23 protein-coding genes are annotated in these 25,774 nt (G+C 71.0%); 1 reads left to right on the top strand and 22 read right to left on the bottom strand.

The features are described 5' to 3' along the window. Positions 1–435 precede the first annotated feature (435 nt). From ACIOJD_RS29040 to pyrR, 14 genes are all read right to left on the bottom strand, one after another. Positions 436–2,583, bottom strand: coding sequence for a primosomal protein N' (locus ACIOJD_RS29040; RefSeq protein WP_401918949.1), 2,148 nt, complete (start codon positions 2,581–2,583; stop codon positions 436–438). Positions 2,584–2,731: 148 nt separating this feature from the next. Beyond that, positions 2,732–3,940: a methionine adenosyltransferase gene (gene metK, locus ACIOJD_RS29045; RefSeq protein WP_401918951.1), complete on the bottom strand. Its 1,209-nt coding sequence runs from the start codon at positions 3,938–3,940 to the stop codon at positions 2,732–2,734. Between the two features lie 595 nt (positions 3,941–4,535). Next, entirely contained in the window at positions 4,536–5,834 is a 1,299-nt protein-coding gene (gene coaBC, locus ACIOJD_RS29050) for a bifunctional phosphopantothenoylcysteine decarboxylase/phosphopantothenate--cysteine ligase CoaBC (RefSeq protein ID WP_401918953.1), read from the bottom strand. Between the two features lie 94 nt (positions 5,835–5,928). Continuing rightward, a complete protein-coding gene (gene rpoZ / locus ACIOJD_RS29055) occupies positions 5,929–6,201 on the bottom strand; it encodes a DNA-directed RNA polymerase subunit omega (protein WP_003970369.1) in 273 nt (90 codons plus the stop codon). A gap of 84 nt (positions 6,202–6,285) precedes the next feature. Then, positions 6,286–6,849 carry a guanylate kinase gene (gene gmk / locus ACIOJD_RS29060; protein ID WP_401883107.1) on the bottom strand — a complete coding sequence of 188 codons (564 nt, stop codon included), beginning with the start codon at positions 6,847–6,849 and terminating at the stop codon, positions 6,286–6,288. A gap of 38 nt (positions 6,850–6,887) precedes the next feature. After that, complete coding sequence (locus tag ACIOJD_RS29065) at positions 6,888–7,211, bottom strand: integration host factor (protein ID WP_066954827.1); 324 nt, start codon at positions 7,209–7,211, stop codon at positions 6,888–6,890. A gap of 364 nt (positions 7,212–7,575) precedes the next feature. Then, positions 7,576–8,430: an orotidine-5'-phosphate decarboxylase gene (gene pyrF, locus ACIOJD_RS29070; protein ID WP_401918955.1), complete on the bottom strand. Its 855-nt coding sequence runs from the start codon at positions 8,428–8,430 to the stop codon at positions 7,576–7,578. Continuing rightward, positions 8,427–9,536: a quinone-dependent dihydroorotate dehydrogenase gene (locus ACIOJD_RS29075; RefSeq protein ID WP_401918956.1), complete on the bottom strand. Its 1,110-nt coding sequence runs from the start codon at positions 9,534–9,536 to the stop codon at positions 8,427–8,429. The genes pyrF and ACIOJD_RS29075 overlap by 4 nt, the downstream gene beginning before the upstream one ends. Before the next feature lie 123 nt (positions 9,537–9,659). Next, positions 9,660–12,980 carry a carbamoyl-phosphate synthase large subunit gene (gene carB, locus ACIOJD_RS29080; RefSeq protein WP_401918958.1) on the bottom strand — a complete coding sequence of 1,107 codons (3,321 nt, stop codon included), beginning with the start codon at positions 12,978–12,980 and terminating at the stop codon, positions 9,660–9,662. Next, a complete protein-coding gene (carA, locus tag ACIOJD_RS29085; RefSeq protein WP_401918960.1) occupies positions 12,973–14,118 on the bottom strand; it encodes a glutamine-hydrolyzing carbamoyl-phosphate synthase small subunit in 1,146 nt (381 codons plus the stop codon). The genes carB and carA overlap by 8 nt, the downstream gene beginning before the upstream one ends. Further along, a complete protein-coding gene (locus tag ACIOJD_RS29090) occupies positions 14,115–14,693 on the bottom strand; it encodes a hypothetical protein (protein WP_401918961.1) in 579 nt (192 codons plus the stop codon). Before ACIOJD_RS29090 ends, carA begins: the two co-directional genes overlap by 4 nt. Further along, positions 14,690–15,976, bottom strand: a complete 1,287-nt coding sequence (locus tag ACIOJD_RS29095; RefSeq protein WP_401883124.1) for a dihydroorotase — start codon at positions 15,974–15,976, stop codon at positions 14,690–14,692. The genes ACIOJD_RS29090 and ACIOJD_RS29095 overlap by 4 nt, the downstream gene beginning before the upstream one ends. A gap of 2 nt (positions 15,977–15,978) precedes the next feature. Beyond that, positions 15,979–17,034 carry an aspartate carbamoyltransferase catalytic subunit gene (locus ACIOJD_RS29100; protein WP_401918962.1) on the bottom strand — a complete coding sequence of 352 codons (1,056 nt, stop codon included), beginning with the start codon at positions 17,032–17,034 and terminating at the stop codon, positions 15,979–15,981. Positions 17,035–17,123: 89 nt separating this feature from the next. Next, complete coding sequence (gene pyrR / locus ACIOJD_RS29105; RefSeq protein WP_401918963.1) at positions 17,124–17,729, bottom strand: bifunctional pyr operon transcriptional regulator/uracil phosphoribosyltransferase PyrR; 606 nt, start codon at positions 17,727–17,729, stop codon at positions 17,124–17,126. Between the two features lie 312 nt (positions 17,730–18,041). Here pyrR and bldD point away from each other — a divergent pair, with 312 nt between their 5' ends. Beyond that, positions 18,042–18,542, top strand: coding sequence for a transcriptional regulator BldD (gene bldD / locus ACIOJD_RS29110; protein WP_401883130.1), 501 nt, complete (start codon positions 18,042–18,044; stop codon positions 18,540–18,542). 235 nt (positions 18,543–18,777) lie between these two features. Here bldD and nusB read toward each other — a convergent pair whose 3' ends face one another. From nusB to aroC, 8 genes are all read right to left on the bottom strand, one after another. Further along, positions 18,778–19,206, bottom strand: a complete 429-nt coding sequence (gene nusB, locus ACIOJD_RS29115) for a transcription antitermination factor NusB (protein WP_401918964.1) — start codon at positions 19,204–19,206, stop codon at positions 18,778–18,780. Positions 19,207–19,208: 2 nt separating this feature from the next. Further along, positions 19,209–19,775 carry an elongation factor P gene (efp, locus tag ACIOJD_RS29120; RefSeq protein ID WP_384189986.1) on the bottom strand — a complete coding sequence of 189 codons (567 nt, stop codon included), beginning with the start codon at positions 19,773–19,775 and terminating at the stop codon, positions 19,209–19,211. Between the two features lie 70 nt (positions 19,776–19,845). After that, complete coding sequence (locus ACIOJD_RS29125) at positions 19,846–20,952, bottom strand: M24 family metallopeptidase (RefSeq protein ID WP_401918966.1); 1,107 nt, start codon at positions 20,950–20,952, stop codon at positions 19,846–19,848. Between the two features lie 118 nt (positions 20,953–21,070). Beyond that, positions 21,071–22,075 carry an AAA family ATPase gene (locus ACIOJD_RS29130; RefSeq protein WP_401919383.1) on the bottom strand — a complete coding sequence of 335 codons (1,005 nt, stop codon included), beginning with the start codon at positions 22,073–22,075 and terminating at the stop codon, positions 21,071–21,073. A gap of 316 nt (positions 22,076–22,391) precedes the next feature. Further along, positions 22,392–22,832: a type II 3-dehydroquinate dehydratase gene (gene aroQ, locus ACIOJD_RS29135; RefSeq protein WP_401918968.1), complete on the bottom strand. Its 441-nt coding sequence runs from the start codon at positions 22,830–22,832 to the stop codon at positions 22,392–22,394. Continuing rightward, positions 22,829–23,923, bottom strand: coding sequence for a 3-dehydroquinate synthase (gene aroB, locus ACIOJD_RS29140; RefSeq protein WP_401918970.1), 1,095 nt, complete (start codon positions 23,921–23,923; stop codon positions 22,829–22,831). Before aroB ends, aroQ begins: the two co-directional genes overlap by 4 nt. Continuing rightward, entirely contained in the window at positions 23,920–24,444 is a 525-nt protein-coding gene (locus ACIOJD_RS29145) for a shikimate kinase (protein WP_401919384.1), read from the bottom strand. Before ACIOJD_RS29145 ends, aroB begins: the two co-directional genes overlap by 4 nt. A 112-nt stretch (positions 24,445–24,556) precedes the next feature. After that, entirely contained in the window at positions 24,557–25,741 is a 1,185-nt protein-coding gene (gene aroC / locus ACIOJD_RS29150; protein WP_401918972.1) for a chorismate synthase, read from the bottom strand. Between the last annotated feature and the right edge of the window lie 33 nt (positions 25,742–25,774).

The raw sequence follows: 25,774 nt of genomic DNA on the forward strand, positions 1-25,774 counted from the left end.
CGCGACGTCCGGCACGGCACCTCGCCGCGTGGCCGGACGCGCGTGAGTACGTCCGGTCCGAGCGCGATCCCCGGCCCTGGGGCCGGGGAGGTACCCCCTGGCACCTGACGCCGCGAGCCCCCGGCAAACCTTTCCGGACAGAGCCCCGCACGAGTCATTCCGAAGTCCCATCTGCCCGGCGGTGTCCGGCGCGTGCGATCGCAAGGCGCCGGGCCCGCCCGCCCTTCAGGCGGACGACGCTACGTCGGCATGACTCGTCCACATGACTCGTCCACGTCCTGTCCGGCGGACTTCGTCGGGCCCGGGTCGTCTGGCGCCGCACCTCGCCGCGCTGCCGAAACGCCCACAGGAAACCACCCTGCGGGCGCCCCGGCGCCTTGCGATCCACCGCCCCGGACGCCCCGGGCTGATCCGACACGACCGACCGGACAGGACCTAGCCGATGTCCGGCGGGTCGATCCTCACCCGTACCGGATCGCCTCCACCCCGGGCCAGCCGCCCCGCCTGCGCCGTCTTCAGCGCGCCCGCCAGCGCGGCTCCGCTGCCCGGCGGGACCCGCAGCAGGGCCCGCTCCCATCGCTCCCCCGGCGGAGGATCGCCCGGCCTGCGGGGTCTGCCCGGGTCCGTGACCGGCAGCGGTACGGGCCCCAACACCTCGGCGTCGCCCGGCAGTTCGGTGGCGGCCAGGAACGTCGCCACCGTGTCCGCGCGGCCCGTCACCGCCGCCATCCGGGACACCGGAGGGAATCCCAGTTCGGCCCGCTCGGCCAGTTCCCGCTGGGCGTGGCCCACCGGGTCCCAGCGCACCAGTGCCTGCACCGGCCGCAGAGTCGGCTCGGCGACCACGACCACCGTGCCGCCCTCGCTCTGTCCGCGCACCAGGGAGCCCGCCTGCATCCAACGCCGCAGGGCCTCCTCCCCCGCCCGCAGGTCGGGGCGCCCGAGCATCGCCCAGCCGTCGAGCAGCAGCGCGGCCGCGTAGCCGGCGCCTTCGGCGACCGGCTCGGCCCCGGGGGTGCTCACCACGAGCGCGGGACGGTCCGGCACGGAGTCGAGCACATGGTCCCGTCCCGACGTACGGACCGGGACGGCGGGGAAGGCACGGCCCAGCTCCTCGGCCGTGCGCCGCGCCCCGACGATCTGTGCGCGCAGCCGGGTGTTCCCGCACTCCGCGCAGTGCCAGCCCTGCTCGCCGCGGCCGCACCAGCCGCAGTGCAGGTCCCGCTCGCGCGGCGCCTCCAGCGGTCCCGCGCAGTGGCGGCAGCGGGCCGGCGTACGGCAGCGCTCGCAGGCCAGCCGGGGCACATAACCACGCCGGGGCACCTGCACCAGCACCGGTCCGCTCTTCAGCCCCTCCCTGACGGCCTGCCAGGCCAGGCTGGGCAACCGGGCCACACGCGCCGCCTCGTCCCGCGCCAGCTCGCCATCGCCGACGGTACGCACCAGCGGCGCGGCCGTACGCACCTGCTCCCGGCCCGCGGCCAGCGGCAGCGCCCAGCCCGTCCCGACCAGTTGCGCCGCCTCGACCGTGCATCCCGTACTGCCCAGCAGGAAGCCGCACTTGTCGTGCGCGGCACGCAGCAGGAGCACCTCACGGGCGTGCGGCTGCGGCGCGTGCTGCTCGCTGTGGCTGCCGTCGCCGTCGTCCCAGATGGCCACCAGCCCCAGGTCCTGGACGGGCGCGAACATGGCCGCGCGGGTCCCGACGACCGCGCGCACCGCACCGCGCCGTACCGCGAGCCACTCCCGGTACCGCTTCTCGGGGCCCGCCTCGGCTGTGAGCAGCGCGTGCCGCCCCGCGCCCAGCAGTGCCGTGAGCGCGGTGTCGACCCGCGCGGCGACCCGCCCGTCCGGTACGACGACGAGCGCGCCCCTCCCCGACGCCAGCGTCGCCGCCACCGCCGCCGCCAGCTCGCCCGCCCAGTGCGGCCCGGGAAGGGCGGTCCACACGGCCCGCGGCGCCCCGCCACCGGCGAGCGCGCCCAGGAACGCCGCCCCGTTCCCGTACCGCTCCCACGTCCCCGGCTCCGGAGCGGGTGGGGGCGGCAGCGGCTCCGGGGAGGGCTTCGACTCCGCGCGCGCGTTCCTCGGCGGGACCGCGAGTTGCAGGACGTCCGCCAGGCTGCCCGCGTACCGGTCGGCGACGGCGCGGGCGAGACCCAGCAGCTCGGCGCTGAGCACCGGCTCGGGCGACACCACGTCCGCCAGCGCGGCGAGCGGTCCCGCGTAGTCGGACTCGGCCCGCCGCTCGACGACGAACCCGTCGATCAGGCGCCCGCCCTCACGCCTCCCGCCCCGCACCTGATGCGCCCCGGCCCCGAACCGCACCCGCACCCGCACGCCCGGCTGGGCCGCCTCGTCCAGCTCCTCCGGCACGGCGTAGTCGAAGAACTGATCAAGATGCAGCACCCCCTTGTTCACCACCACCCGCGCCACCGGCAACTCCCCGGCCAACGCGGCCCCCCGCCACGTCCGCGGCTTCGCCCGCGGCACCTTGGCCGTCCGCACGGTCTCCCGAATCAGCGCAAGCTGCTCAGGCCCGCCACCGGCGGGATCCTCGGGCTGCCTGTCATCGCTGCTCACAGCTTCATAACTACCAGACCGCACTGACACCCCGGCCACCCACCGGTCTCCGGCGCACAGGGAACGGCCCCGGACCGTCGTGCGGTCCGGGGCCGTCCCCTGAGGCGATCGATGCGATCGGCGCGATGCGCGGGAGGAGCCGGGTGGCTCAGATCCCCGCGGCCTTGCGCAGCGCTTCCACGCGGTCCGTGGTCTCCCAGGTGAATTCCGGGAGCTCGCGGCCGAAGTGGCCGTACGCCGCGGTCTGGGCGTAGATCGGGCGGAGCAGGTCGAGGTCGCGGATGATCGCGGCCGGACGGAGGTCGAAGACCTGGCCGATGGCCTGCTCGATCTTGTCGGTGTCGACCTTGGCGGTGCCGAAGGTCTCGACGAAGAGACCGACCGGCTCGGCCTTGCCGATCGCGTACGCGACCTGGACCTCGCAGCGCGAGGCCAGGCCCGCGGCCACGACGTTCTTGGCGACCCAGCGCATCGCGTACGCCGCCGAGCGGTCGACCTTCGACGGGTCCTTGCCGGAGAAGGCACCGCCACCGTGGCGGGCCATGCCGCCGTAGGTGTCGATGATGATCTTGCGGCCGGTCAGACCCGCGTCGCCCATCGGGCCGCCGACCTCGAAGCGGCCGGTCGGGTTGACGAGCAGGCGGTAGCCCTCGGTCTCCAGCTTGATGCCGTCGTCGACGAGCTCCTTGAGGACGTGCTCGACGACGAACTCACGCACGTCGGGGGCGAGCAGCGAGTCCAGGTCGATGTCCGAGGCGTGCTGCGAGGACACGACGACCGTGTCGAGGCGGACGGCCTTGTCACCGTCGTACTCGATGGTGACCTGGGTCTTGCCGTCCGGGCGCAGGTACGGGATGGTCCCGTTCTTGCGGACCTCGGAGAGGCGGCGCGAGAGCCGGTGCGCCAGGTTGATCGGGAGGGGCATCAGCTCGGGCGTCTCGTCGCAGGCGTAGCCGAACATCAGGCCCTGGTCGCCGGCGCCCTGCTTGTCGAGCTCGTCCTCGTCACCCTCGACGCGCTTCTCGTACGCCGTGTCGACGCCCTGTGCGATGTCGGGGGACTGCGCGCCGATGGACACCGAGACGCCGCAGGAGGCGCCGTCGAAGCCCTTCTTCGAAGAGTCGTAGCCGATTTCGAGGATCTTGTTCCGCACCAGCTGGGCGATGGGTGCGTAGGCCTTGGTGGTCACCTCACCGGCGACATGCACAAGACCAGTGGTGATCAAGGTCTCGACGGCGACCCGGGAAGCCGGGTCCTCCTGAAGGAGCGCGTCAAGAATGGTGTCGCTGATCTGGTCAGCGATCTTGTCGGGGTGACCTTCGGTCACGGACTCCGAGGTGAACAGACGGCGGGACACATCGCTCCCTGTGGTTGCAGCGGCTGCTGGCTGATCATTGGCGGACCGGCGGGGGGCTGCAGCCCCGCGACGATCCTCGACCACTTTATCGGTCGTGCGCGGTGACGGGGCGAAGTGTCTCGATCTGTGGGAGTCCCGCCGCCCGCGGACCTGCATTATGCGTTACGAGCATCGGCCCTGGCCAGAACCCACCCACGCCGAATGAGAGCGAATGACGGAGATCGGCCGGTGCCGGAGCGGTTGTCACGAGGGACGGGAGCGGTCATTCCCGAGGGTCCGGAGCAGTCGCCCCAAGGGAAGCGGGACGGCGGGTCCCGAGGGAAAAGACGGCGGAGACCGGTGGAAGGCGCCGAGGGGACGGTCCGGGACGCAACGAACTGTTCACACCAGATCGGCCCGGTGTTCACGACCCGGACCGTGCGAGTCGGCCGCTCCGGTCGGGAATCGCGCCGTGTGTCCTCGTTCACGTCCCGCACGTCCCGGTTCACGTCTCGGAGGTCAGGTCGGCGGGTTCACGTCCCGGGGTCATATCTCCGCAGTCGCGCCTCCCGGGTCACATCTCCGGAGTCACGCCTCCCGCGTCACATCTCCGCAGTCACGCCTCCCGGGTCACATCTCCGAGCCTCGGTACCACCAGATCCCAGACGACATCCGCGAGCGCCTCCTTGGGCCCGTGCGCCACCGGCGTCTCACCGCCGTCCGCCGCGAGCACGACGGCCTCGCTCTCCTCCGCGCCGAAGGTCTTCCGCTCCCCCACCTCGTTGACGACCAGGAGATCGCATCCCTTGCGCCGGAGCTTGTGCCGGCCGTTGGCGAGGATGTCGTCCGTCTCCGCCGCGAAGCCGACGACCACCTGGTCGGGGTGGGCCCGCTCGGTCGAGATCTCGGCGAGGATGTCCGGGTTGCGGACCAGCGCGACGGGCGCCGGCTCCTCGCCGTCCTTTTTCTTGATCTTGCCTTCGGCGTAGACCGCGGGCCGGAAGTCGGCGACCGCGGCCGCCATGACCACGGCGTCGGCCCGCGCCGCCGCCTTCAGCACGGCTTCCCGCAGCTGTACGGCCGTCCCCACGTGGACCACGTCGACGCCCGCGGGGTCCGTCATCCCCGTATTGGCCTCGATCAGAGTGACCCGCGCGCCCCGGGCCGCCGCCGTACGGGCCAGGGCGTACCCCTGCTTCCCCGAGGACCGGTTTCCCAGGTAGCGCACCGGGTCGAGCGGCTCGCGCGTGCCGCCCGCGCTGATCACGATCTGGCGGCCCGCCAGGTCCGGCTCGGCCGTACCGCGCGCCAGCACCCTGCGGCAGACCTCGAAGATCTCCGCCGGATCCGGCAGCCGGCCCTTGCCCGTGTCGACGCCGGTGAGCCTGCCGACGGCGGGCTCGATGACGACGGCTCCCCGGCGGCGCAGTGTCGCGACGTTCTCCTGGGTGGCGGGGTGCTCCCACATCTCGGTGTGCATGGCCGGTGCGAAGAGGACCGGACAGCGGGCGGTGAGGAGCGTGTTGGTGAGCAGGTCGTCGGCGAGGCCGTGCGCCGCCTTGGCGAGCAGGTCGGCGGTGGCGGGGGCGACGACGACCAGATCGGCGGACTGCCCGATCCGTACGTGCGGCACCTCGTGGACATCGGTCCAGACCTCGGTGGAGACGGGGTGCCCCGAGAGCGCCGACCAGGTCGCCGCTCCGACGAACTGAAGCGCCGACGCGGTCGGTACGACCCGTACGTCATGGCCGGTCTCGGTCAGCCGTCGCAGCAGCTCGCACGCCTTGTACGCGGCGATCCCACCCGCGACCCCCAGCACGACCTTCGGCTTCTGGGACTTCTCCGACTTGTCCACCGCGTCTCCCCCTCGTACGTCTCGGTACGTCTCGAATCGAACGTCTCGTACATCACCCATGACACACCACAGGCCCGGCAGTCGCGCCGCCAGGCCTGGATGAAGAACATACGCCCCGCCCGCGTGCGAACGCGGGCGCCGACGAGAGGAGCGCCTACTGGGCCGGGCCCTCGATGGCCTCGGAGGTCAGCAGACCCGCGTTGATCTCGCGCAGAGCGATCGAGAGCGGCTTCTCGTGAACGTGGGTGTCCACCAGCGGACCGACGTACTCGAGCAGGCCCTCACCGAGCTGCGAGTAGTACGCGTTGATCTGCCGCGCGCGCTTGGCCGCGTAGATCACGAGGCTGTACTTCGAGTCCGTGGCCTCGAGCAGCTCATCGATCGGCGGGTTGATGATGCCCTCGGGCGTGGTGATGGAAGAGGACACTCTCTGGCCTTCCGAAGAAAATTCAGGGAAACGACTGAAACGACGAATTGCGGGATTCTGGATTCAGAGAAAACCCACAAAAGATCATGCAACTGCCATCAAGGCTAGCAGCTCACGCGCGACGTCCTCGACCGAGGTGTTGACGAGGGTCGTATCGAACTCCGACTCGGCTGCCAGTTCCACCCGCGCGGCCTCCAGCCGGCGCTCGATGACCTCGGGTGATTCGGTGCCCCGGCCGGTGAGCCGGCGCACCAGTTCGTCCCAGCTCGGGGGTGCCAGGAAGACCAGCCTGGAATCGGACATCGATTCCTTGACCTGCCGGGCGCCCTGGAGATCGATCTCCAGCAGCACGGGCTCGCCCGCCCCCAGGCGGTCGAGAACGGCCTGCCGCGGAGTGCCGTAGCGGTTGCCCGCGAACTCCGCCCATTCCAGCAGTTCGCCGTTGGCGACCAGTTTGTCGAACTCGTCGTCGGTGACGAAGAAATACTGGACGCCGTGGCGCTCGCCGGGGCGCGGCTTTCTGGTGGTGGCCGACACCGAGAGCCATACCTCGGGGTGGACCTTGCGCATATGCGCGACGACCGTGCTCTTGCCGACCCCGGAGGGGCCGGAGAGCACGGTCAGCCGCGGTCGTACCTCTGCTGCCATGCAGCGATTATCCAGGTTCCCGGGAGTGCCCGGGAACGTCAGGCGCCGCTGCCGCCGAACTCGCGCTCCAGGGAGGCGATCTGGTTGGAGCCGAGGCCCCGCACACGCCGGCTTTCGGAGATTCCGAGCCGTTCCATGATCTGCTTGGCGCGGACCTTGCCCACGCCGGGCAGGGACTCGAGCAGGGCGGAGACCTTCATCTTCCCGATGACGTCGTTCTCCTGGCCCTGCTTGATGACGTCATGGAGGGAGGCGCCGGAGTGCTTGAGTCGATTCTTGACCTCGGCCCGCTCCCGGCGAGCCGCGGCGGCCTTTTCGAGCGCGGCTGCGCGCTGTTCAGGGGTAAGGGGCGGAAGAGCCACGCCTACGTCACCTCGGATGTCGATCTGTCGGATACGGACCGGTGAGGAACCTGAACGGCCCACACCAGGCGAGCAACGGGCAACGCACTGCACGTTGGCTCTCGACGGAGACTAGCGGCCAAGTGCGCCCGAGTCAGCGAGAACAGACGAAAAGTCCTGGTCAGCATCGCTGAGGGGCGACATTTTGGTCATTTTGCCCAAGTTTTTGGACAGGAACCCAGCCATCGGTCCAGTCCCGGGCGCCCGGAGGCCTCTCCGAAAGCCTCGTCACGCGCCCGCGGACGCTCACCGAAGCACCGGCGAAACCCTCCCGTCACATCGGCGAAAGCCCCATGAACCCCCGCGAGACACCGCGAAAAGCTCCCTACGCGCCGCCGACCGCCGTCCTCACCTCGTCCGCCAGACGCCCGGCCGCCTCCCGGAGGGCACTGATGTCCGGACCGTGACGCAGAACACCCCGGCTGACGCTCGGAATCACGTTGCCGACCGCTTCGCCGAACACCCTGGGCAGATCCGCGGGGGTCGCGCCCTGCGCGCCGATGCCGGGGGCGAGCAGAGGCCCGTTGATCGCGAGATCCACGCCCGCGTCGCCGAGGGTGGCGCCGACGACCGCGCCGACCGGACCGAGCGGGGTGGCGCCCGCGTTCTCGGCGGCCATGTGGTCGAGCATCAGCTGCGCGAGCGACCGGCCGTCGGCCGCGGTGGCGCGCTGCACCTCGGCGCCCTCCGGATTGGAGGTGAGGGCCAGGACGAAGACACCCGATCCGGAGGCCGCCGCCGCGTCGAGCGCGGGGCGCAGCGATCCGAAGCCGAGGTACGGGGAGAGCGTGACCGCGTCCGAGAACAGCGGTGAGTCCTGGTGCAGGTAGGTCGCCGCGTACGCGCCCATCGTCGAACCGATGTCGCCGCGCTTGGCGTCCATCAGGACCAGCGCCCCGGCCGCCCGCGCCTCCTCGACGGCCTTCTCCAGTACGGCGATGCCGCGCGACCCGAAGCGCTCGAAGAACGCCGACTGCGGTTTGAGTACGGCGACCCGGTCGGCCAGGGCCTCCACGGTCGTACGGGTGAAGCGCTCCAGGCCCGCGAGGTCGTCGCCCAGGCCCCAGTCCGTGAGCAGGGAGCCGTGCGGGTCGATGCCCACGCAGAGCGGACCACGGGTGTCCATGGCGCGCCGCAGCCGGGCCCCGAAGGGTTCCTGGGGCTTCCTGGGCGTGGTCATGAGGTCACCTTCCGGGTGTCGGCGCCGACGGCCTCGGCGAGGGTGGCGTACGGACTTGTGGCGAGCCGGGCCGCGAGCCCCTTGTGGATCGCGCGGCTCCAGAACGGGCCCTCGTAGATGAAGGCGCTGTAGCCCTGCACCAGCGTGGCCCCGGCGAGGATGCGCTGCCAGGCGTCCTCTGCGTTCTCGATGCCGCCGACCCCGACCAGGGTGATCCGGTCGCCGACGCGCGCGTACAGCCGCCGCAGGACCTCCAGCGAGCGCGTCTTCAGCGGCGCGCCCGACAGTCCGCCGGTCTCGGCGGTCAGGGCCGGGTCCGACGCCAGGCCGAGACTCTTGCGCGCGATGGTGGTGTTGGTGGCGATGATGCCGTCCAGGCCCAGTTCGACGGCGAGGTCCGCGACGGCGTCGATGTCCTCGTCCGCGAGGTCGGGCGCGATCTTGACCAGGAGCGGTACGCGGCGGTGCGTGACGGTACGGTCGGCGGCTTCCCGTACGGCGGTCAGCAGCGGTCGCAGCTGGTCGACGGCCTGGAGGCTGCGCAGTCCCGGGGTGTTGGGCGAGCTGACGTTGACCACGAGGTAGTCGGCGTGGCCGGCCAGCCGCTCCGTCGAGAGGACGTAGTCGCCGATCGCCCCGCTCTCCGGGACGATCTTGGTCTTGCCGATGTTGACGCCGACGGTCGTCCTGAAGACCGGCCTGCGGGCGCCCAGACGGGCCGCGACGGACGCGGAGCCCTCGTTGTTGAACCCCATCCGGTTGATCAGCGCGCGGTCGGCCACGAGCCGGAAGAGCCGCGTCCTGGGGTTGCCGGGCTGCGGTTCGCCGGTGACCGTGCCGATCTCGATGTGGTCGAAGCCGAGCATGGACATGCCGTCGATGGCGACGGCGTTCTTGTCGAAGCCCGCGGCCAGGCCGAAGGGGCCGTGCATCCGCAGTCCGAACGCCTCGGTGCGCAGTTCCTCGTACCGGGGGGCGAGGACGGCGGCGGCGAAGGTACGCAGCACAGGGATACGGGCAACGAGCCGGATCCACCGGAAGGCCAGGTGGTGGGCCTGCTCCGGATCCATCCGCCGGAAGACGAGCCTGAAGAAGATTCTGTACATGGAGTTGATTGCTTTCCTCATGAGAAGGGGGACACCGGTCTCGGTGTCCCCCTTCGGGCTTCGGGCGTGTCCGGCGGGTCTTCCCGGGCCCGCGAAGATCCGCCGGGCACGCCCCAGGGCTGCTCAGTCCTCGCGGGCCGCGGTCAGATGTTCCGCGTGTTCCTGGAGGGAACGGACCCCGACCTCGCCGTGGTTGAGGGCGTCGATGCCCTGGACGGCGGCGGCCAGCGCCTGGACCGTCGTCAGGCACGGGACGCCGCGCGCCACGGCCGCCGTACGGATGTCGTAGCCGTCGAGGCGGCCGCCGGTGCCGTACGGGGTGTTGACGATCAGGTCGACCCCACCGTCGTGGATCAGCTGGACGATGGTCTTCTCGCCGTTCGGGCCCTCGCCCTCGCTGTTCTTCCGTACGTGCGTGGCGTTGATGCCGTTGCGCTTGAGGACCTCGGCGGTGCCGGAGGTGGCGAGCAGCTCGAAGCCGTGGGCGACCAGCTCGCGCGCCGGGAAGATCATCGAACGCTTGTCGCGGTTGGCCACCGAGATGAAGGCGCGGCCCTTGGTGGGCAGCGGGCCGTACGCCCCGGCCTGCGACTTGGCGTACGCCGTGCCGAAGGCGGAGTCGATGCCCATGACCTCACCGGTGGAGCGCATCTCCGGGCCGAGGACGGTGTCCACCCCGCGGCCGTGGATGTCGCGGAAGCGCGACCACGGCATCACGGCCTCCTTGACGGAGATCGGCGCGTCGAGCGGCAGAGTGCCGCCGTCGCCCCGGGCGGGCAGCAGGCCCTCGGCCCGCAGCTCGGCGACAGTGGCGCCCAGGGAGATCCGGGCCGCGGCCTTGGCGAGCGGTACGGCGGTCGCCTTGGAGGTGAAGGGAACCGTACGGGAGGCACGCGGGTTGGCCTCCAGGACGTACAGGATGTCCCCGGCCATCGCGAACTGGATGTTGATCAGCCCGCGGACCCCGACGCCCTTGGCGATCGCCTCGGTCGAGGCGCGCAGCCGCTTGATGTCGAAGCCGCCCAGCGTGATGGGCGGCAGGGCGCACGCCGAGTCGCCGGAGTGGATGCCGGCCTCCTCGATGTGCTCCATGACGCCGCCCAGGTACAGCTCCGTACCGTCGTAGAGCGCGTCCACGTCGATCTCGATCGCGTCGTCGAGGAATCGGTCCACCAGGACCGGCCGGCTGGGACTGATCTCGGTGGACTCGGCGATGTACGCGGAGAGCCTGACCTCGTCGTAGACGATCTCCATACCGCGTCCGCCGAGGACGTACGACGGCCGTACGAGCACCGGGTAGCCGATCTCGTCGGCGATGGCCTTGGCCTCGGCGAAGGTGGTGGCGGTGCCGTGCTTGGGCGCGGGCAGACCCGCCTCGGCGAGGACGCGTCCGAAGGCGCCGCGGTCCTCGGCGGCGTGGATCGCCTCGGGGGGCGTGCCGACGACCGGTACGCCGTTGTCCTTGAGCGCCTGTGCCAGGCCCAGCGGGGTCTGTCCGCCGAGCTGCACGATGACGCCCGCGATCGGGCCCGCCAGGGTCTCGGCGTGCACGATCTCCAGGACGTCCTCCAGGGTGAGCGGCTCGAAGTAGAGCCGGTCGGAGGTGTCGTAGTCGGTGGAGACGGTCTCCGGGTTGCAGTTGACCATCACGGTCTCGTAGCCGGCTTCGCTGAGCGCGAAGGAGGCGTGGACGCAGGAGTAGTCGAACTCGATGCCCTGGCCGATCCGGTTGGGACCCGAGCCGAGAATGATCACGGCGGGCTTCTCGCGCGGCGCGACCTCGCTCTCCTCGTCGTACGAGGAGTAGAAGTACGGCGTCTTCGCCGCGAACTCGGCGGCGCAGGTGTCGACCGTCTTGTAGACCGGGCGGATGCCCAGGGCGTGCCGCACCTCGCGGACGACGTCCTCGCGCAGTCCCCGGATGCCGCCGATCTGGGCGTCGGAGAAGCCGTGCCGCTTGGCCTCGGCGAGCAGGTCGGGCGAGAGTTCGGCGGCACCGGCCAGCTCGTCCGCGTACTCCTTGATCAGGAAAAGCTGGTCGACGAACCAGGGGTCGATCTTCGTCGCGTCGAAGACCTCCTGCGGGGTGGCCCCGGCCCGGATGGCCCGCATGACGGTGTTGATCCGGCCGTCGGTGGGGACAGCGGCGGTCGCCAGCAGCGCGTCCTTCTCGGCGGCACCGCCCACCTCGCCGGTGAAGTCGAACTGGCTGCCCGCCTTCTCCAGCGAGCGCAGCGCCTTCTGGAGCGCCTCGGTGAAGTTGCGGCCGATGGCCATGGCCTCGCCCACCGACTTCATGGTGGTGGTGAGGCTGGCGTCGGCGGCCGGGAACTTCTCGAAGGCGAAGCGCGGCACCTTGACCACGACGTAGTCGAGCGTGGGCTCGAAGGACGCCGGTGTCTTCTCGGTGATGTCGTTGGGGATCTCGTCCAGCGTGTAGCCGACGGCGAGCCGGGCGGCGATCTTGGCGATCGGGAAGCCGGTGGCCTTGGAGGCGAGCGCGGAGGAGCGGGAGACCCGCGGGTTCATCTCGATGACGATGATCCGGCCGTCTTCGGGGTTGACGGCGAACTGGATGTTGCAGCCGCCGGTGTCGACGCCGACCTCGCGGATCACGGCGATGCCGATGTCCCGCAGGGTCTGGTACTCCCGGTCGGTGAGCGTCATCGAGGGCGCGACGGTGATCGAGTCACCGGTGTGCACGCCCATCGGGTCGAAGTTCTCGATGGAGCAGACGACCACGACGTTGTCGTGCTTGTCGCGCATCAGCTCCAGCTCGTACTCCTTCCAGCCGAGGATGGACTCCTCCAGGAGCACCTCGGTGGTCGGGGAGAGCATCAGGCCCTGGCCGGCGATCCGGCGCAGGTCCTCCTCGTTGTGCGCGAAGCCGGAGCCCGCGCCGCCCATGGTGAAGGAGGGCCGGACGACGACGGGGTAGCCGCCGAGCGTCTCGACCCCGGCCAGGATGTCGTCCATCGAGTGGCAGATGACCGAGCGCGCGGACTCGCCGTGGCCGATCTTGGCGTGGACGGCCCGGACGACCTCCTTGAAGAGGTCACGGTCCTCGCCCTTGTTGATCGCCTCGACATTGGCGCCGATCAGCTCGACGCCGTACCTGTCGAGGGTGCCCGCGTCATGGAGCGAGATCGCGGTGTTGAGCGCGGTCTGGCCGCCCAGAGTGGGCAGCAGCGCGTCGGGGCGCTCCTTGGCGATGATCTTCTCGACGAAGTCGGGGGTGATCGGCTCGACGTAGGTGGCGTCGGCGATCTCCGGGTCCGTCATGATCGTGGCGGGGTTGGAGTTGACCAGGATGACGCGCAGGCCCTCGGACTTGAGGACGCGGCAGGCCTGGGTACCGGAGTAGTCGAATTCAGCGGCCTGGCCGATGACGATCGGTCCTGAACCGATGACCAGGACGGACTGGATATCGGTGCGCTTAGGCACGCTGGGCCTCCATGAGCTCTACGAAGCGGTCGAACAGGTACGCGGCGTCGTGCGGGCCCGCGGCCGCCTCGGGGTGGTACTGGACGCTGAAGACCGGCCGGTCGAGCAGCCTGAGGCCTTCCACCACGTTGTCGTTGAGACAGACGTGGGAGACCTCGGCGCGGCCGTAGGGGGTGTCGGAGATCCGGTCGAGCGGCGCGTCGACGGCGAATCCGTGGTTGTGCGCGGTGACCTCGACCTTGCCGGTCGTCCGGTCCTGTACAGGCTGGTTGATGCCCCGGTGGCCGTACTTCAGTTTGTACGTGCCGAAGCCGAGGGCCCGGCCCACGAGCTGGTTGCCGAAGCAGATGCCGAACAGCGGGGTGCCGCGCTCCAGCACGCCCTTGACGACGGTGAGGTCGGCGGTGGCCGGGTCGCCGGGGCCGTTGGAGAGGAAGACTCCGTCGGGCCCGGCCGCGTACACCTCGTCGAGGCCGGCGGTGGCGGGCAGGACATGCACCTCGATGCCGCGCTCGGCCATCCGGTGCGGGGTCATGCCCTTGATGCCCAGGTCGAGCGCGGCGACCGTGAAGCGCTTCGGGCCGATCGCGGGGACGACGTACGCCTGCTCAGTGGCGACCTCGGCGGACAGGTCGGCGCCGGACATCTCGGGGGCCTGCCTGACACGTGTCAGCAGTGTCGCGTCGTCCGCGACCGCCTCACCGGAGAAGATGCCGACCCGCATCGCGCCGCGCTCGCGCAGATGGCGGGTGAGCGCGCGGGTGTCGATGCCGCTGATGCCGACGACGCCCTGCGAGGCCAGCTCGTCGTCCAGCGAACGCCGGGAGCGCCAGTTGGACGGCGTGCGCGCGGGGTCGCGTACGACATAGCCGGAGACCCAGATCCGGTGGGACTCCGGGTCCTCGTCGTTGACGCCGGTGTTGCCGACGTGCGGAGCGGTCATCACGACGACCTGGCGGTGGTACGACGGGTCGGTGAGGGTTTCCTGGTAGCCGGTCATACCGGTGGAGAACACGGCCTCGCCGAAGGTCTCCCCCACGGCCCCGTAGGCACGGCCGCGGAAGCTGCGGCCGTCCTCCAGGACCAGTACGGCGGGAGACGCCTTGTGCTGGGCGGTTCCCCGGGTGGAGGTGGTCATCGTGCGGGACCTTCCGTCGTGGTCAGTTGGTTCATGTCGTTGATGGCCTCGACCCAGGCGGTGTGCTCGGCGGAGTGGTCGGAGCGGAAACCGGAGTCGAGCAGCGTGTCTCCGTGCTGCCAGGTGACGATCAGCAGCCCGCCCTCGGCGAGGACCTTGCCGGCGATGCCCTTGTCGAGCCGGGCCTCGCGCAGCTGGGCGGCCGGGATGAAGAAGTCGTTCGCTCCGGGGCGTACGACGTCCAGGCCCGCGTCGGTGAGTGTCAGCTCCACCTTGCTGCGGCTACCCAGGCCTTGGGCCACGATGCGGTCGAGCCACTGTCCGGCGGTCGTGGAGCCGTGGTAGCGGCCCGCCATGCGCAGCCTGGCCTCGCCGGGCGCCTCCGGCGCGGCCGGCAGCTCGGGCAGGCCGGACTGGAGGGAGCCGCGCCACTTCCAGCCCTGGCGCATCAGCCAGTACACGAAAGCGATGAACAGCAGCAGACCGACCACCCAGCCGATCCGGGCGGCCCAGTCGGTCACATCCGCCGATTTCTGCTCGGCGGCCAGGGGGAGGTAGAGCTTCGCACTTGTCACGCCAGAATCCCGTCGACGACCGTGGCACGGCCCCGCAGGAAGGTATGGGTCACGCGTCCCGGCAGCTCACGCCCCTCGTAGGGGGTGTTACGGCTGCGGGAGGCGAAGCCCGCGGGGTCCACGGCTCCACGGTATGCCGGATCGACCAGGGTCAGGTTGGCGGGCTCGCCTGCCGAGACGGGACGGCCATGACCGTCGAGCCGGCCGATACGCGCCGGGCGGAACGACATCCGGTCGGCGACGCCCGCCCAGTCCAGCAGCCCGGTGTCGACCATCGTGTCCTGGACGACCGAGAGCGCAGTCTCCAGGCCGACCATGCCCATGGCGGCCGCCGCCCACTCGCAGTCCTTGTCCTCGTGCGGGTGCGGCGCGTGGTCGGTGGCGACACAGTCGATCGTGCCGTCGGCCAGGGCCTCGCGCAGGGCCATCACATCGGCCTCGGTGCGCAGCGGCGGGTTCACCTTGTAGACGGGGTTGTACGACCGTACGAGTTCGTCCGTGAGCAGCAGGTGGTGCGGTGTGACCTCGGCAGTAACGTTCCAGCCCTTGGACTTCGCCCAGCGCACGAGCTCGACGGAACCGGCTGTGGAGAGGTGGCAGATGTGGACGCGCGAGCCGACGTGGGCGGCGAGGAGGACATCGCGGGCGATGATCGACTCCTCGGCGACGGCGGGCCAGCCGCCGAGCCCCAGTTCGGCCGAGACGATGCCCTCGTTCATCTGGGCGCCCTCGGTGAGCCGGGGCTCCTGGGCGTGCTGCGCGACGACTCCGTCGAAAGCCTTCACGTACTCCAGCGCCCTGCGCATGATCACGGCGTCGTCCACGCACTTGCCGTCGTCGGAGAAGACGCGCACCTTAGCCGCGGAGTCGTGCATGGCGCCCAGCTCGGCGAGGTGCTTGCCCTCCAGGCCGACGGTGACGGCGCCGACGGGCTGTACGTCGCAGTAGCCGGACTCGCGGCCGAGCCGCCAGACCTGCTCGACCACACCGGCGGTGTCGGCCACCGGGAAGGTGTTGGCCATGGCGTGGACGGCGGTGAAACCGCCCACGGCGGCGGCCTTGGTGCCGGTCAGGACGGTCTCGGAGTCCTCGCGGCCGGGCTCGCGCAGATGGGTGTGCAGATCGACGAGACCGGGCAGCAGGACCTGGCCGGCGGCCTCCACGACGGTGGCGTCACCGGCCTCCAGGCCGGTGCCCACCGCCTCGATGACCTCACCGTCGATCAGGACGTCCCGCACCTCGCCGCCGAGCACCTTCGCGCCCCGGATAAGGATCTTGCTCATGGTTACTTGTTCTCCTCGGTGCGGGCGGTTTCGGTGCGCGCGGTTTCGGTACGGCCGGTTTCGGTACGCGGGACGGTGACGGCGGGCTCGTTGCCGCCCAGCAGCAGGTAGAGCACGGCCATGCGGGTCGAGACGCCGTTGGCGACCTGCTCGACGGCCGTGCAGCGGTCGGAGTCGGCGACCTCGGCGGTGATCTCCATGCCCCGGTTCATCGGGCCGGGGTGCATCACGACGGACTCCTCGGGCAGCCGGCCCATGCGGTCGCCGTTCAGCCCGTAGCGGCGGGAGTACTCGCGCTCGGTCGGGAAGAACGCGGCGTTCATCCGCTCGCGCTGCACCCGCAGCATCATCACGGCGTCGGACGTGGGCAGTACCCGGTCCAGGTCGTAGCTGACCTCGCACGGCCACCGCTCGACCCCGATGGGCACGAGGGTGGGCGGGGCCACCAGCGTGACCTGGGCGCCGAGCGTGTGCAACAGCAGGACGTTGGAGCGGGCGACCCGGCTGTGCAGTACGTCACCGACGATCGTGACGCGCCGTCCGTCGAGCCCGCGCCCGATGCCCGCGTCCGCGCCGACCAGGCGGCGCCGCAGCGTGAAGGCGTCGAGCAGGGCCTGGGTGGGGTGTTCGTGGGTGCCGTCACCGGCGTTGACGACGGCGCCGTCGATCCAGCCGGAGGTGGCGAGCCGGTAGGGCGCTCCGGAGGCGCCGTGCCGGATCACGACGGCGTCGGCGCCCATCGCCTCCAGGGTCAGCGCGGTGTCCTTGAGCGACTCGCCCTTGGAGACGGACGAGCCCTTGGCGGAGAAGTTGATCACATCGGCCGAGAGCCGCTTGGCGGCGGCCTCGAAGGAGATCCGGGTCCGGGTCGAGTCCTCGAAGAAGAGATTCACGACGGTACGGCCGCGCAGGGTCGGCAGCTTCTTGATGGGCCGGTCGGCGACCCGCGCCATCTCCTCGGCGGTGTCGAGAATCAGCACGGCCTCGTCGCGGCTGAGATCGGCGGCGGAGATGAGGTGGCCGGGTGTGCGGGGGCTTGCCCCCGGGAGGCGCAGCATCTGGAGAGTGCTCCGGTGTGGTGGAGGGGTGCGGGCATGCGGGCGCGCAGAGGCGTCCGTACGGGCTCGGTGGCGTACGGACGTGCTCGCTACTGCTCGCCGGACGCGGCGGGCTGCTGGAGGCCGAGCAGCACGGTGTCCCGGCCGTCCTCCTCGGCGAGCTGGACCTTGACCGTCTCGCGCAGGGACGTGGGGAGGTTCTTGCCGACATAGTCGGCGCGGATGGGCAGCTCGCGGTGGCCCCGGTCGACCAGGACGGCGAGCTGCACGGCCCGGGGGCGGCCGATGTCGCCCAGCGCGTCGAGGGCGGCCCGGATCGTACGGCCGGAGAAGAGCACGTCGTCCACGAGGACCACGAGACGTCCGTCGACGCCGTCGCCCGGGATGTCGGTACGGGCCAGCGCGCGGGCGGGCCGCAGGCGCAGGTCGTCGCGGTACATGGTGATGTCGAGAGAGCCGACCGGGATGGAGCGGCCGGTGATGTCCTCGAGTTTCCCGGCCAGCCTGCGGGCCAGGAAGACACCTCGGGTGGGAATGCCCAGCAGCACCACGTCGTCGGCGCCCTTGGCGCGTTCGACGATCTCGTGCGCGATGCGGGTCAGAACCCGCGCGATGTCGGGAGCCTCCAGGACGGGGCGTGCCGCGTCGGAGCCGGCTGCCGAACGGTCGGGGCTGCCTGCGTTACCTGTGTCCATACGAAACGGACCTCCTTCTCCGCCTCACGGGACGGATGTTAAAGGACGTCGAAATTACGCCACCCAGGCTAGCAGGGGCGCACCGGACCGCTCGCCGCCGCCCCCTGCCTGAGGGCCGTACGTCGGCGGCGCGGGCGGGGCCGCGATCCTCCGTACGGAGGCGGTACGGAGGCAGTACGGAGGCCCTGCGGAGGCGATATGGAGACGCTGCGGGACACGGTCCCGACCCCGGTCCGACCCCCTCGGCTTGACGCAACCAGGTAACGCTGCGTAACCTCACAGTGAGTTACCAGACTTCGTCCGGGGAGCTATATGTCCAGCGAATACGCAAAGCAGCTCGGGGCCAAACTCCGCGCCATCCGCACCCAGCAGGGCCTCTCGCTCCATGGCGTGGAGGAGAAGTCCCAGGGGCGTTGGAAGGCCGTGGTGGTCGGTTCGTACGAGCGCGGCGACCGTGCGGTCACGGTGCAGCGCCTCGCCGAGCTGGCGGACTTCTACGGGGTCCCCGTGCAGGAGCTCCTTCCCGGCACGACGCCCGGCGGAGCCGCCGAGCCGCCGCCGAAGCTCGTCCTCGACCTGGAGCGGCTGGCCCATGTGCCGCAAGAGAAGGCGGGCCCCCTCCAGCGTTACGCGGCGACGATCCAGAGCCAGCGCGGCGACTACAACGGCAAGGTGCTGTCGATCCGCCAGGACGACCTGCGCACGCTGGCCGTCATCTACGACCAGTCGCCGTCGGTCCTGACCGAGCAGCTGATCAGCTGGGGCGTCCTGGACGCGGACGCCCGCCGCGCGGTCTCCCACGACGAGGGCTGATCGGGGCCCGGCAGCACAGGGCCAAGCAGAAACGTCACCTCGGAGGGCGGACCCGTCGCACACGGGTCCGCCCTCCGGCGCGTTCACCTCATGGCGTCGGGCGCTGGGTGGCCGTACCGGAACGCGCCAGGCCCGAGGCAGAAGACCATTCGTCTTCTGCCTCGGGCCTGGCGGGCCGAGCGACGGCCGGAGCCTGCTCGGGAGCCTGAGGGGCCCAGTGCGGGCCCCTGGGATGTCAGCCGCGGCGCAGACTCGGCTTGAGGTCCTTGAACCGGCCGAGCATGCCGTTCACGAAGGACGGGGAGTCGTCGGTGGAGAACTCCTTGGCGAGCTGGACGGCCTCGTCGATCACCACGGCGTCCGGAGTCTCGTCCATCCACACCAGCTCGTACGCGCCGAGCCGCACGATGTTCCGGTCGACGACCGGCATGCGGTCGAGCGTCCAGCCCACCGAGTAGGTGGTGATGAGGTCGTCGATACGGTCCGCGTACTGCGCGTACCCCTCGACCAGCTCCATGGTGAACTCACCGACAGGCGGCTGACGGTCGTCGGACCGGGCATGCCTTATCCAGTCCGCGAGGACCGTCTGCACGGACGCCCCGCGCTGGTCGGCCTCGAAGAGAATCTGGAAGGCGCGCTTGCGGGCCTTGTTCCGGGCAGCCACGGTTAGCTGTTCACCCGGCCGAGGTACTCGCCGGAGCGGGTGTCGACCTTGATCTTCTCACCGGTGGTGATGAAGAGCGGGACTCCGATCTCGTAACCGGTCTCCAGCGTGGCCGGCTTGGAGCCACCGGTGGAGCGGTCGCCCTGGACGCCCGGGTCGGTGTGCTGGATGACCAGCTCCACGGCGGCGGGCAGCTCGACGTAGAGAACCTCGCCCTCGTGGGTGGCGACGCTGGCCGTGAAGCCCTCGATCAGGTAGTTGGCGGCGTCGCCGACAGCCTTGCGGTCGACCATGAGCTGGTCGTAGGTCTGCATGTCCATGAAGACGTAGTACTCGCCGTCCATGTACGAGAACTGCATGTCGCGGCGGTCAACGGTGGCCGTCTCGACCTTCACGCCGGCGTTGAAGGTCTTGTCGACCACCTTGCCGGAGAGCACGTTCTTCAGCTTGGTGCGCACAAAGGCCGGGCCCTTGCCGGGCTTGACGTGCTGGAACTCGACGACGGACCAGAGCTGGCCCCCGTCGAGCTTGAGCACCAGGCCGTTCTTGAGGTCGTTCGTGGAAGCCACGGTTGCGGAATCTCCTGGACTGAAGCTGGTGGACGACCGAGGGTACGCGCCGGTTCCTGTGGGACAGGACCTAGAGCGCGAGCAGTTCCTTGGTCGTGATGGTGAGTAGCTCGGGTCCGCCGTCCGCCTCGGGGCGGACGACGAGCGTGTCATCGATCCGGACACCGCCCCGGCCCGGGAGGTGGACCCCCGGTCCGACGGTGACCGGCACACAAGCGTCCAGTTTACCCATGGCCGCGGGGGCGAGCTGCGGGTCCTCGTCGATTTCGAGTCCGACACCGTGTCCCGTACGGGACGCGAGCCCTTCGGCGTACCCCGCGGCCTCCAGCGGCTGCCGGGTCGCGCGGTCCACATCGCGGTACCCGGCGCCCGGCACGAGCGCCTCCCGACCTGCCCGTTGTGCCGCGAAGACCAGTTCGTACAGCTCGATCTGCCAGTCCGACGGCGAGGTCCCGATCACGAACGTACGGCCGATGAGACAGCGGTATCCGCGATAGTCGGCGCCGAGACCGACGGAGAGGAAATCGCCCTCCTCGACCCGTCGGTCCGACGGCTGGTGCCCGCGGCGTCCGGAGTTGGGTCCGGTGGCGACGACGGTCGGGAAGGCGGGACCGCCCGCGCCGTGGTCGACGAGGCGGCGTTCCAGCTCCAGCGCGAGATGCCGTTCCGTCCGGCCGACCAGGATCGACTCCAGCAGTTCGCCCAGCGCCTGGTCGGCGATCTCGGCCGCGATCCGCAGACAGCCGATCTCCTCCTCGTCCTTGACGATCCGCTGCTGCTCCACGGCGCACCCCAGGTCCCGCAGACGCAGCCGGGGCGCGACCGAGCCGATGGCCCGGTGACGGGCGACGGTCAGATGGTGCTCCTCGACGGCGAGCGACTCGGCGGCCGACGGGGCGAGGACACCGGCGGCGGCGACCGCGGGGTCACCCGTGGTACTGGACAGCACGGTCACCCGCAGCTGGTCGTCGAGCCGTTCGGCGACGACGTCGCCCATGGGGGAAGGCAGGCAGAGCAGCGTGTCCTCGTCGGGACCGAGCAGCAGGACGGCGCCGGGCGGGGCGCCGCCGACGAGGTAGCGGACGTTGGCGGGGCGGGAGACCAGGGCCGCCGCGTCGCCCGCCGCGTAGCACCGGTCGCGCAGCCTCGCGCGGCGGGCCGCATACACGTCTGACATGAACCGATCGTATGAGCGGTGGCGTCACCCGGCCGGTTCAGCGCGTCCGACCGGGGTGTGCGCGCGGACCGCCGAACAGCGCGCCCAGGGGGCGCGCAGGACAACGGCCGGGCGGTGATTACCAGCTCGGCGGGCTCGCAAGGGCACGGGCAAGTACCTCGTCGAGCACCCGGGCTGTGGTCTCCACGTCGTACTTGGAATTGTCGATAATCGGCAGCCCCGAGCCGTACCAGCCCGCCATCCGGCCGTGGATGCTGGCCACTTCCTCGTCGGAGAGCCGGCGGTTGCCGCTGCGCTCGGCGTTGCGCTCCAGCACGATCTCCAGCCCCGGGAGCAGCACGACGGGCAGCAGGCCGGGGCCGACATGGCGCTTCCAGCCACCGAGCCCGACGACCGGCCGGTCGGGGAAGACCGCGTCGTCGAGGATGCAGGAGATGCCGTTGGCCAGGAAATTCCGCGCGGAGAAGCCACAGGTGCGGCGGGCCAGCCGGTACTGGGCCTCGGAGTGCTCGTTCCACCCGGTCTGCGGGTCCGCGAAACCGGAGCAGACCCATTCGCGGACGTCGTCGAGGCTGATGTGCGCGGTGGGCACACACCGGCTCTGCGCCCAGTGGCGGGCCACGGTCGTCTTGCCCGCACCCGCCGGGCCGATCAGCAGGACGGCGAGCGTCGCGGCGCCGGTGCCCCCTTCGACGGGGGGCGGGGCGGGTATGGGAACCGGGCCGCCGGGCGGCAGTTGGATGTGCCCGGTGGAGTCCGTGGACGAAGGCCCGGACGGCGGCCCCGGCGGTGGCACGGGCGCGTGCCGGGGCGCGGCCCCCGGGTGAGGCGGCCCGGCGGCGGGACGCGGCACCTGGTGCGGCCCGGGGGGAGGCTGGTGTGACCCAGGGGGCTGGTGCTGGCCGGGAGGCTGGTGCGAACCCGGCGGCTGGTGCTGGGACGGTCCAGGAGACCGGTACGGAGGCGGCCCGGGAGGCTGGTGCTGCGGCGGCCCGGGAGGCTGGTGTGGTCCAGGGGCCTGATGAGACCCGGGCCCCGGCCCCTGGGAATGCCCCTGAGCGGGCCCGTGACCAGGCCCTTGTCCGGGATGCGGGCCTTGCGCCGGATACGATCCGGTCCAGATCGGGGCCGGCTGCCGCTGTCCCTGAGCCCCCGGGTCTCCCTGCGGGCCGGACGGCGATCCCTGTGGCGCCCACCCGCCGGATCCGTACCCGGATCCCTGGGAAGGCGGCAACGGAGCCCCCACTGCGTGCTGCATCCGGTGCCACTCCGTCTCATGCGACTGACGCTGGTCGGCGGCCCCCGGAGCCGGTCGTCACAGGGGGACGACACGCTGACGATGCCCCCCTGCGACGACCCGACCCGGGCCGCGCGTTACCGAACGGTACCGCCCCTGGCCGCCGGAGTGGGAACGGCCGGGGACTTCTCAGCGTGCCCGCTCAGCCGGTCAGTTCCTCCGCGAGGGCACGCAGTGCCAGCCGGTACGAGCCGATTCCGAAGCCCGCGACGGTGCCGCTGGCGACGGCCGCCACCACCGAAGTGTGCCGGAACTCCTCGCGTGCGTACGGATTCGAGATGTGCACCTCGATCAGCGGCGCCGTGCGCTGCGCCGCCGCGTCCCGCATTCCGTACGAATAGTGGGTGAACGCGCCCGGGTTGAGAACGACCGGAATCGAACTGTCCGCCGCCTCGTGGAGCCAGCGGATCAGCTCCCCCTCGTCGTTCGTCTCGCGTACGTCGACATCGAAGCCCAGCTCCTTGCCGAGCGTCCGGCAGGCGTCCACCAGACCGGCGTACGAGGTCGCGCCGTAGACGTCCGGCTCACGCGAGCCCAGCCGGCCCAGGTTGGGCCCGTTGAGGACGAGGACCCGTCGGGTCACGCCGACACCTCCCCGTACGCGGCGAGCAGTACGGCCGGGTCGGGGCCCTCCAGCACGGTCGGCTTGGCGAGACCGTCCAGCACGATGAAGCGCAGCAGATTGCCGCGCGACTTCTTGTCGACCTTCATGGTCTCCAGCAGCTTGGGCCACTGGTCGCCGCGGTAGGTCAGCGGCAGTCCGACGGACTCCAGGACGGCACGGTGCCGGTCGGCCGTCGCGTCGTCGAGTCGCCCGGCGAGACGGCCCAGTTCGGCGGCGAAGACCATACCGACGGAGACGGCCGCGCCGTGCCGCCACTTGTAGCGCTCGTTCTTCTCGATGGCGTGCCCGAGGGTGTGGCCGTAGTTCAGGATCTCGCGCAGACCGGACTCCTTGAGGTCGTTGGAGACGACCTCGGCCTTGACCCGGATGGAGCGCTCGATCAGCTCGGAGGTGTGCTGACCGGAGGGCGTACGGGCGCCCTCGGGGTCGGCCTCGACCAGTTCCAGGATGACCGGGTCCGCGATGAACCCGGCCTTGATGACCTCGGCCATACCGCTGACGTAGTCGTGGACGCCCAGCGAGTCCAGCGCGGCGAGGTCGCAGAGCACCCCGGCGGGCGGGTGGAAGGCGCCGACGAGGTTCTTGCCCTCGGCCGTGTTGATGCCCGTCTTGCCGCCCACCGCCGCGTCGACCATGGCGAGCACGGTCGTCGGCAGGGCGATCCAGCGCACTCCGCGCAGCCAGGTCGCCGCGACGAATCCGGCCAGGTCGGTGGTTGCTCCGCCGCCGACCCCGATGATCACGTCGGTGCGGGTGAAACCGGTCTGCCCGAGCGCCTTCCAGCAGTAGGCCGCGACCTCGGCGGTCTTGGCCTCCTCCGCGTTGGGCACCTGGATCACGACGGCCTCGTACCCCTGGTCCGCGAGGTCCTGGCGCAGCGCCTCACCCGTGCCGGCGAGGGCCTCCGGGTGTACGACGGCGACCCGCCGGGCCTGCGGGCCGATGAGAGCGGGCAGCTCCCCCAGCAGCTGCCGGCCGACCAGCACCTCGTACGGGTCGTGTCCGGCGGTGCCGCCGACCTGGATACGGGTGACTGCCTGGTCCGTCATGCGAGGTTCTCCTTGCCGGGATTTTCGGGTTCCGTACCCGGGACGTGCTTCAGCCCCAGCGCGTCGAGAACGGCCTCGGCGACCTGCTCCGGGGTGCGCTCGTCGGTCGTGACGACCACCCGGGCCACATCCGTGTAGTGATGGCGGCGGGCCTCCATCAGCAGCTTCCACTGCTGGCGGGGGTTGACCGCCAGCAGTGGGCGTGCGGTGTTCAGCCCGACACGCCTGACCGCCTCGCCGACCTCCATGGTCAGGAAGACGACGGGCAGTCCGGTGAGCAGCTCGCGGGTGGACTCGTCCAGGACGGCGCCGCCGCCGAGTGCCAGGACACCGGGATGCTCGTCGACCGCCGCCCGTACCGCTTCCCGCTCCAGCTCCCGGAAGTACGGCTCGCCCTCGTCCACGAAGATGTCGGCGATGGGCCTGGACTGGGCGGCGACGATATCGGCGTCGCTGTCGCGGAAGCTTGTGCCCAGACGCTCGGCGAGCAACTCGCCCACGGTGGTCTTGCCGACTCCCATCGGGCCGACCAGTACGACAACGGGTCCGTTCACAGCGTCCGTCCATCCGTCGGAATCGGCCCGCTCATCGGCCCACTCATCGGCCCACTCATCGGCCCGCTCATCGGATCGCTCATCGGATCGAGAGATTGTCGAGGTACGAGCGGACATTGCGGCGCGTCTCCGGGACGCTGTCGCCACCGAACTTCTCGGCGACCGCGTCCGCGAGGGTCAGCGCGACCATGGCCTCGGCGACGATCCCGGCGGCCGGCACGGCGCACACGTCGGAGCGCTGGTGGTGGGCCTGCGCCGCCTCGCCGGTGGCCACATCGACAGTGGCCAGCGCACGGGGCACGGTCGCGATCGGCTTCATCGCGGCCCGTACACGCAGCAGTTCACCCGTGGTCAGGCCGCCCTCGGTGCCGCCGGAGCGGCCGGAGGCACGCTTGATACCCTCGTCGGTCGCCAGGATCTCGTCGTGCGCCTGCGAACCGGGTACGCGCGCCAGGCCGAAGCCGTCACCGACCTCGACGCCCTTGATCGCCTGGATGCCCATCAACGCGGCGGCGAGCCGTGCGTCGAGCCTGCGGTCCCAGTGGACATGCGAGCCGAGCCCGACCGGCACGCCGTACGCCAGCACCTCGACCACACCACCGAGGGTGTCGCCGTCCTTGTGGGCCTGGTCGATCTCCGCGACCATCGCCTCGCTCGCGTCCGCGTCCAGGCAGCGCACCGGGTCGGCGTCGAGCCGGGCCACGTCGGACGGGGTCGGGTACACGCCGTACGGCGCCTTGGCCGCGGCCAGTTCGACCACGTGGGACACGATCTCGATCCCGGCCGTCTCCTTCAGGTACGACCGCGCCACGGCGCCGAGCGCGACCCGCGCGGCGGTCTCCCGGGCGCTGGCGCGCTCCAGGACCGGCCGCGCCTCGTCGAAGCCGTACTTCTGCATCCCCGCCAGATCGGCGTGACCGGGCCGGGGCCGGGTCAGCGGGGCGTTACGTGCCAGCTCGGCCAGGACGGCGGGGTTGACCGGGTCGGCCGCCATGACCTGCTCCCACTTGGGCCACTCGGTGTTGCCCACCATGATCGCGACGGGCGATCCCATGGTCAGGCCGTGCCGTACGCCGCCGAGGAAGGTGATCTCGTCACGCTCGAACTTCATCCGCGCACCGCGACCGTAGCCGAGACGCCGCCGGGCCAGGTGGTCCGCCACCATCTCCGTGGTGATGGGCACACCGGCGGGAAGACCCTCCAGCGTCGCCACGAGTGCGGGTCCGTGCGACTCCCCCGCGGTCAGCCAGCGCAACCTGCTCAACGGTGCTCCTCGATACTCGCGCCTGGAACTGCA

It is taken from the genome of Streptomyces sp. NPDC088116 (assembly GCF_044741745.1).
Classification (GTDB): domain Bacteria; phylum Actinomycetota; class Actinomycetes; order Streptomycetales; family Streptomycetaceae; genus Streptomyces.

Coding starts and splice junctions, on each gene's coding strand:
- coaBC (WP_401918953.1), bottom strand. CDS start 5,834: ATGGGTGATGTACGAGACGTTCGATTCGAGACGTACCGAGACGTACGA.
- gmk (WP_401883107.1), bottom strand. CDS start 6,849: ATGGCAGCAGAGGTACGACCGCGGCTGACCGTGCTCTCCGGCCCCTCC.
- pyrF (WP_401918955.1), bottom strand. CDS start 8,430: ATGACCACGCCCAGGAAGCCCCAGGAACCCTTCGGGGCCCGGCTGCGG.
- ACIOJD_RS29075 (WP_401918956.1), bottom strand. CDS start 9,536: ATGTACAGAATCTTCTTCAGGCTCGTCTTCCGGCGGATGGATCCGGAG.
- carA (WP_401918960.1), bottom strand. CDS start 14,118: ATGACCACCTCCACCCGGGGAACCGCCCAGCACAAGGCGTCTCCCGCC.
- ACIOJD_RS29095 (WP_401883124.1), bottom strand. CDS start 15,976: ATGAGCAAGATCCTTATCCGGGGCGCGAAGGTGCTCGGCGGCGAGGTG.
- ACIOJD_RS29100 (WP_401918962.1), bottom strand. CDS start 17,034: ATGCTGCGCCTCCCGGGGGCAAGCCCCCGCACACCCGGCCACCTCATC.
- pyrR (WP_401918963.1), bottom strand. CDS start 17,729: ATGGACACAGGTAACGCAGGCAGCCCCGACCGTTCGGCAGCCGGCTCC.
- bldD (WP_401883130.1), top strand. CDS start 18,042: ATGTCCAGCGAATACGCAAAGCAGCTCGGGGCCAAACTCCGCGCCATC.
- ACIOJD_RS29125 (WP_401918966.1), bottom strand. CDS start 20,952: ATGTCAGACGTGTATGCGGCCCGCCGCGCGAGGCTGCGCGACCGGTGC.
- aroB (WP_401918970.1), bottom strand. CDS start 23,923: ATGACGGACCAGGCAGTCACCCGTATCCAGGTCGGCGGCACCGCCGGA.
- ACIOJD_RS29145 (WP_401919384.1), bottom strand. CDS start 24,444: ATGGGAGTCGGCAAGACCACCGTGGGCGAGTTGCTCGCCGAGCGTCTG.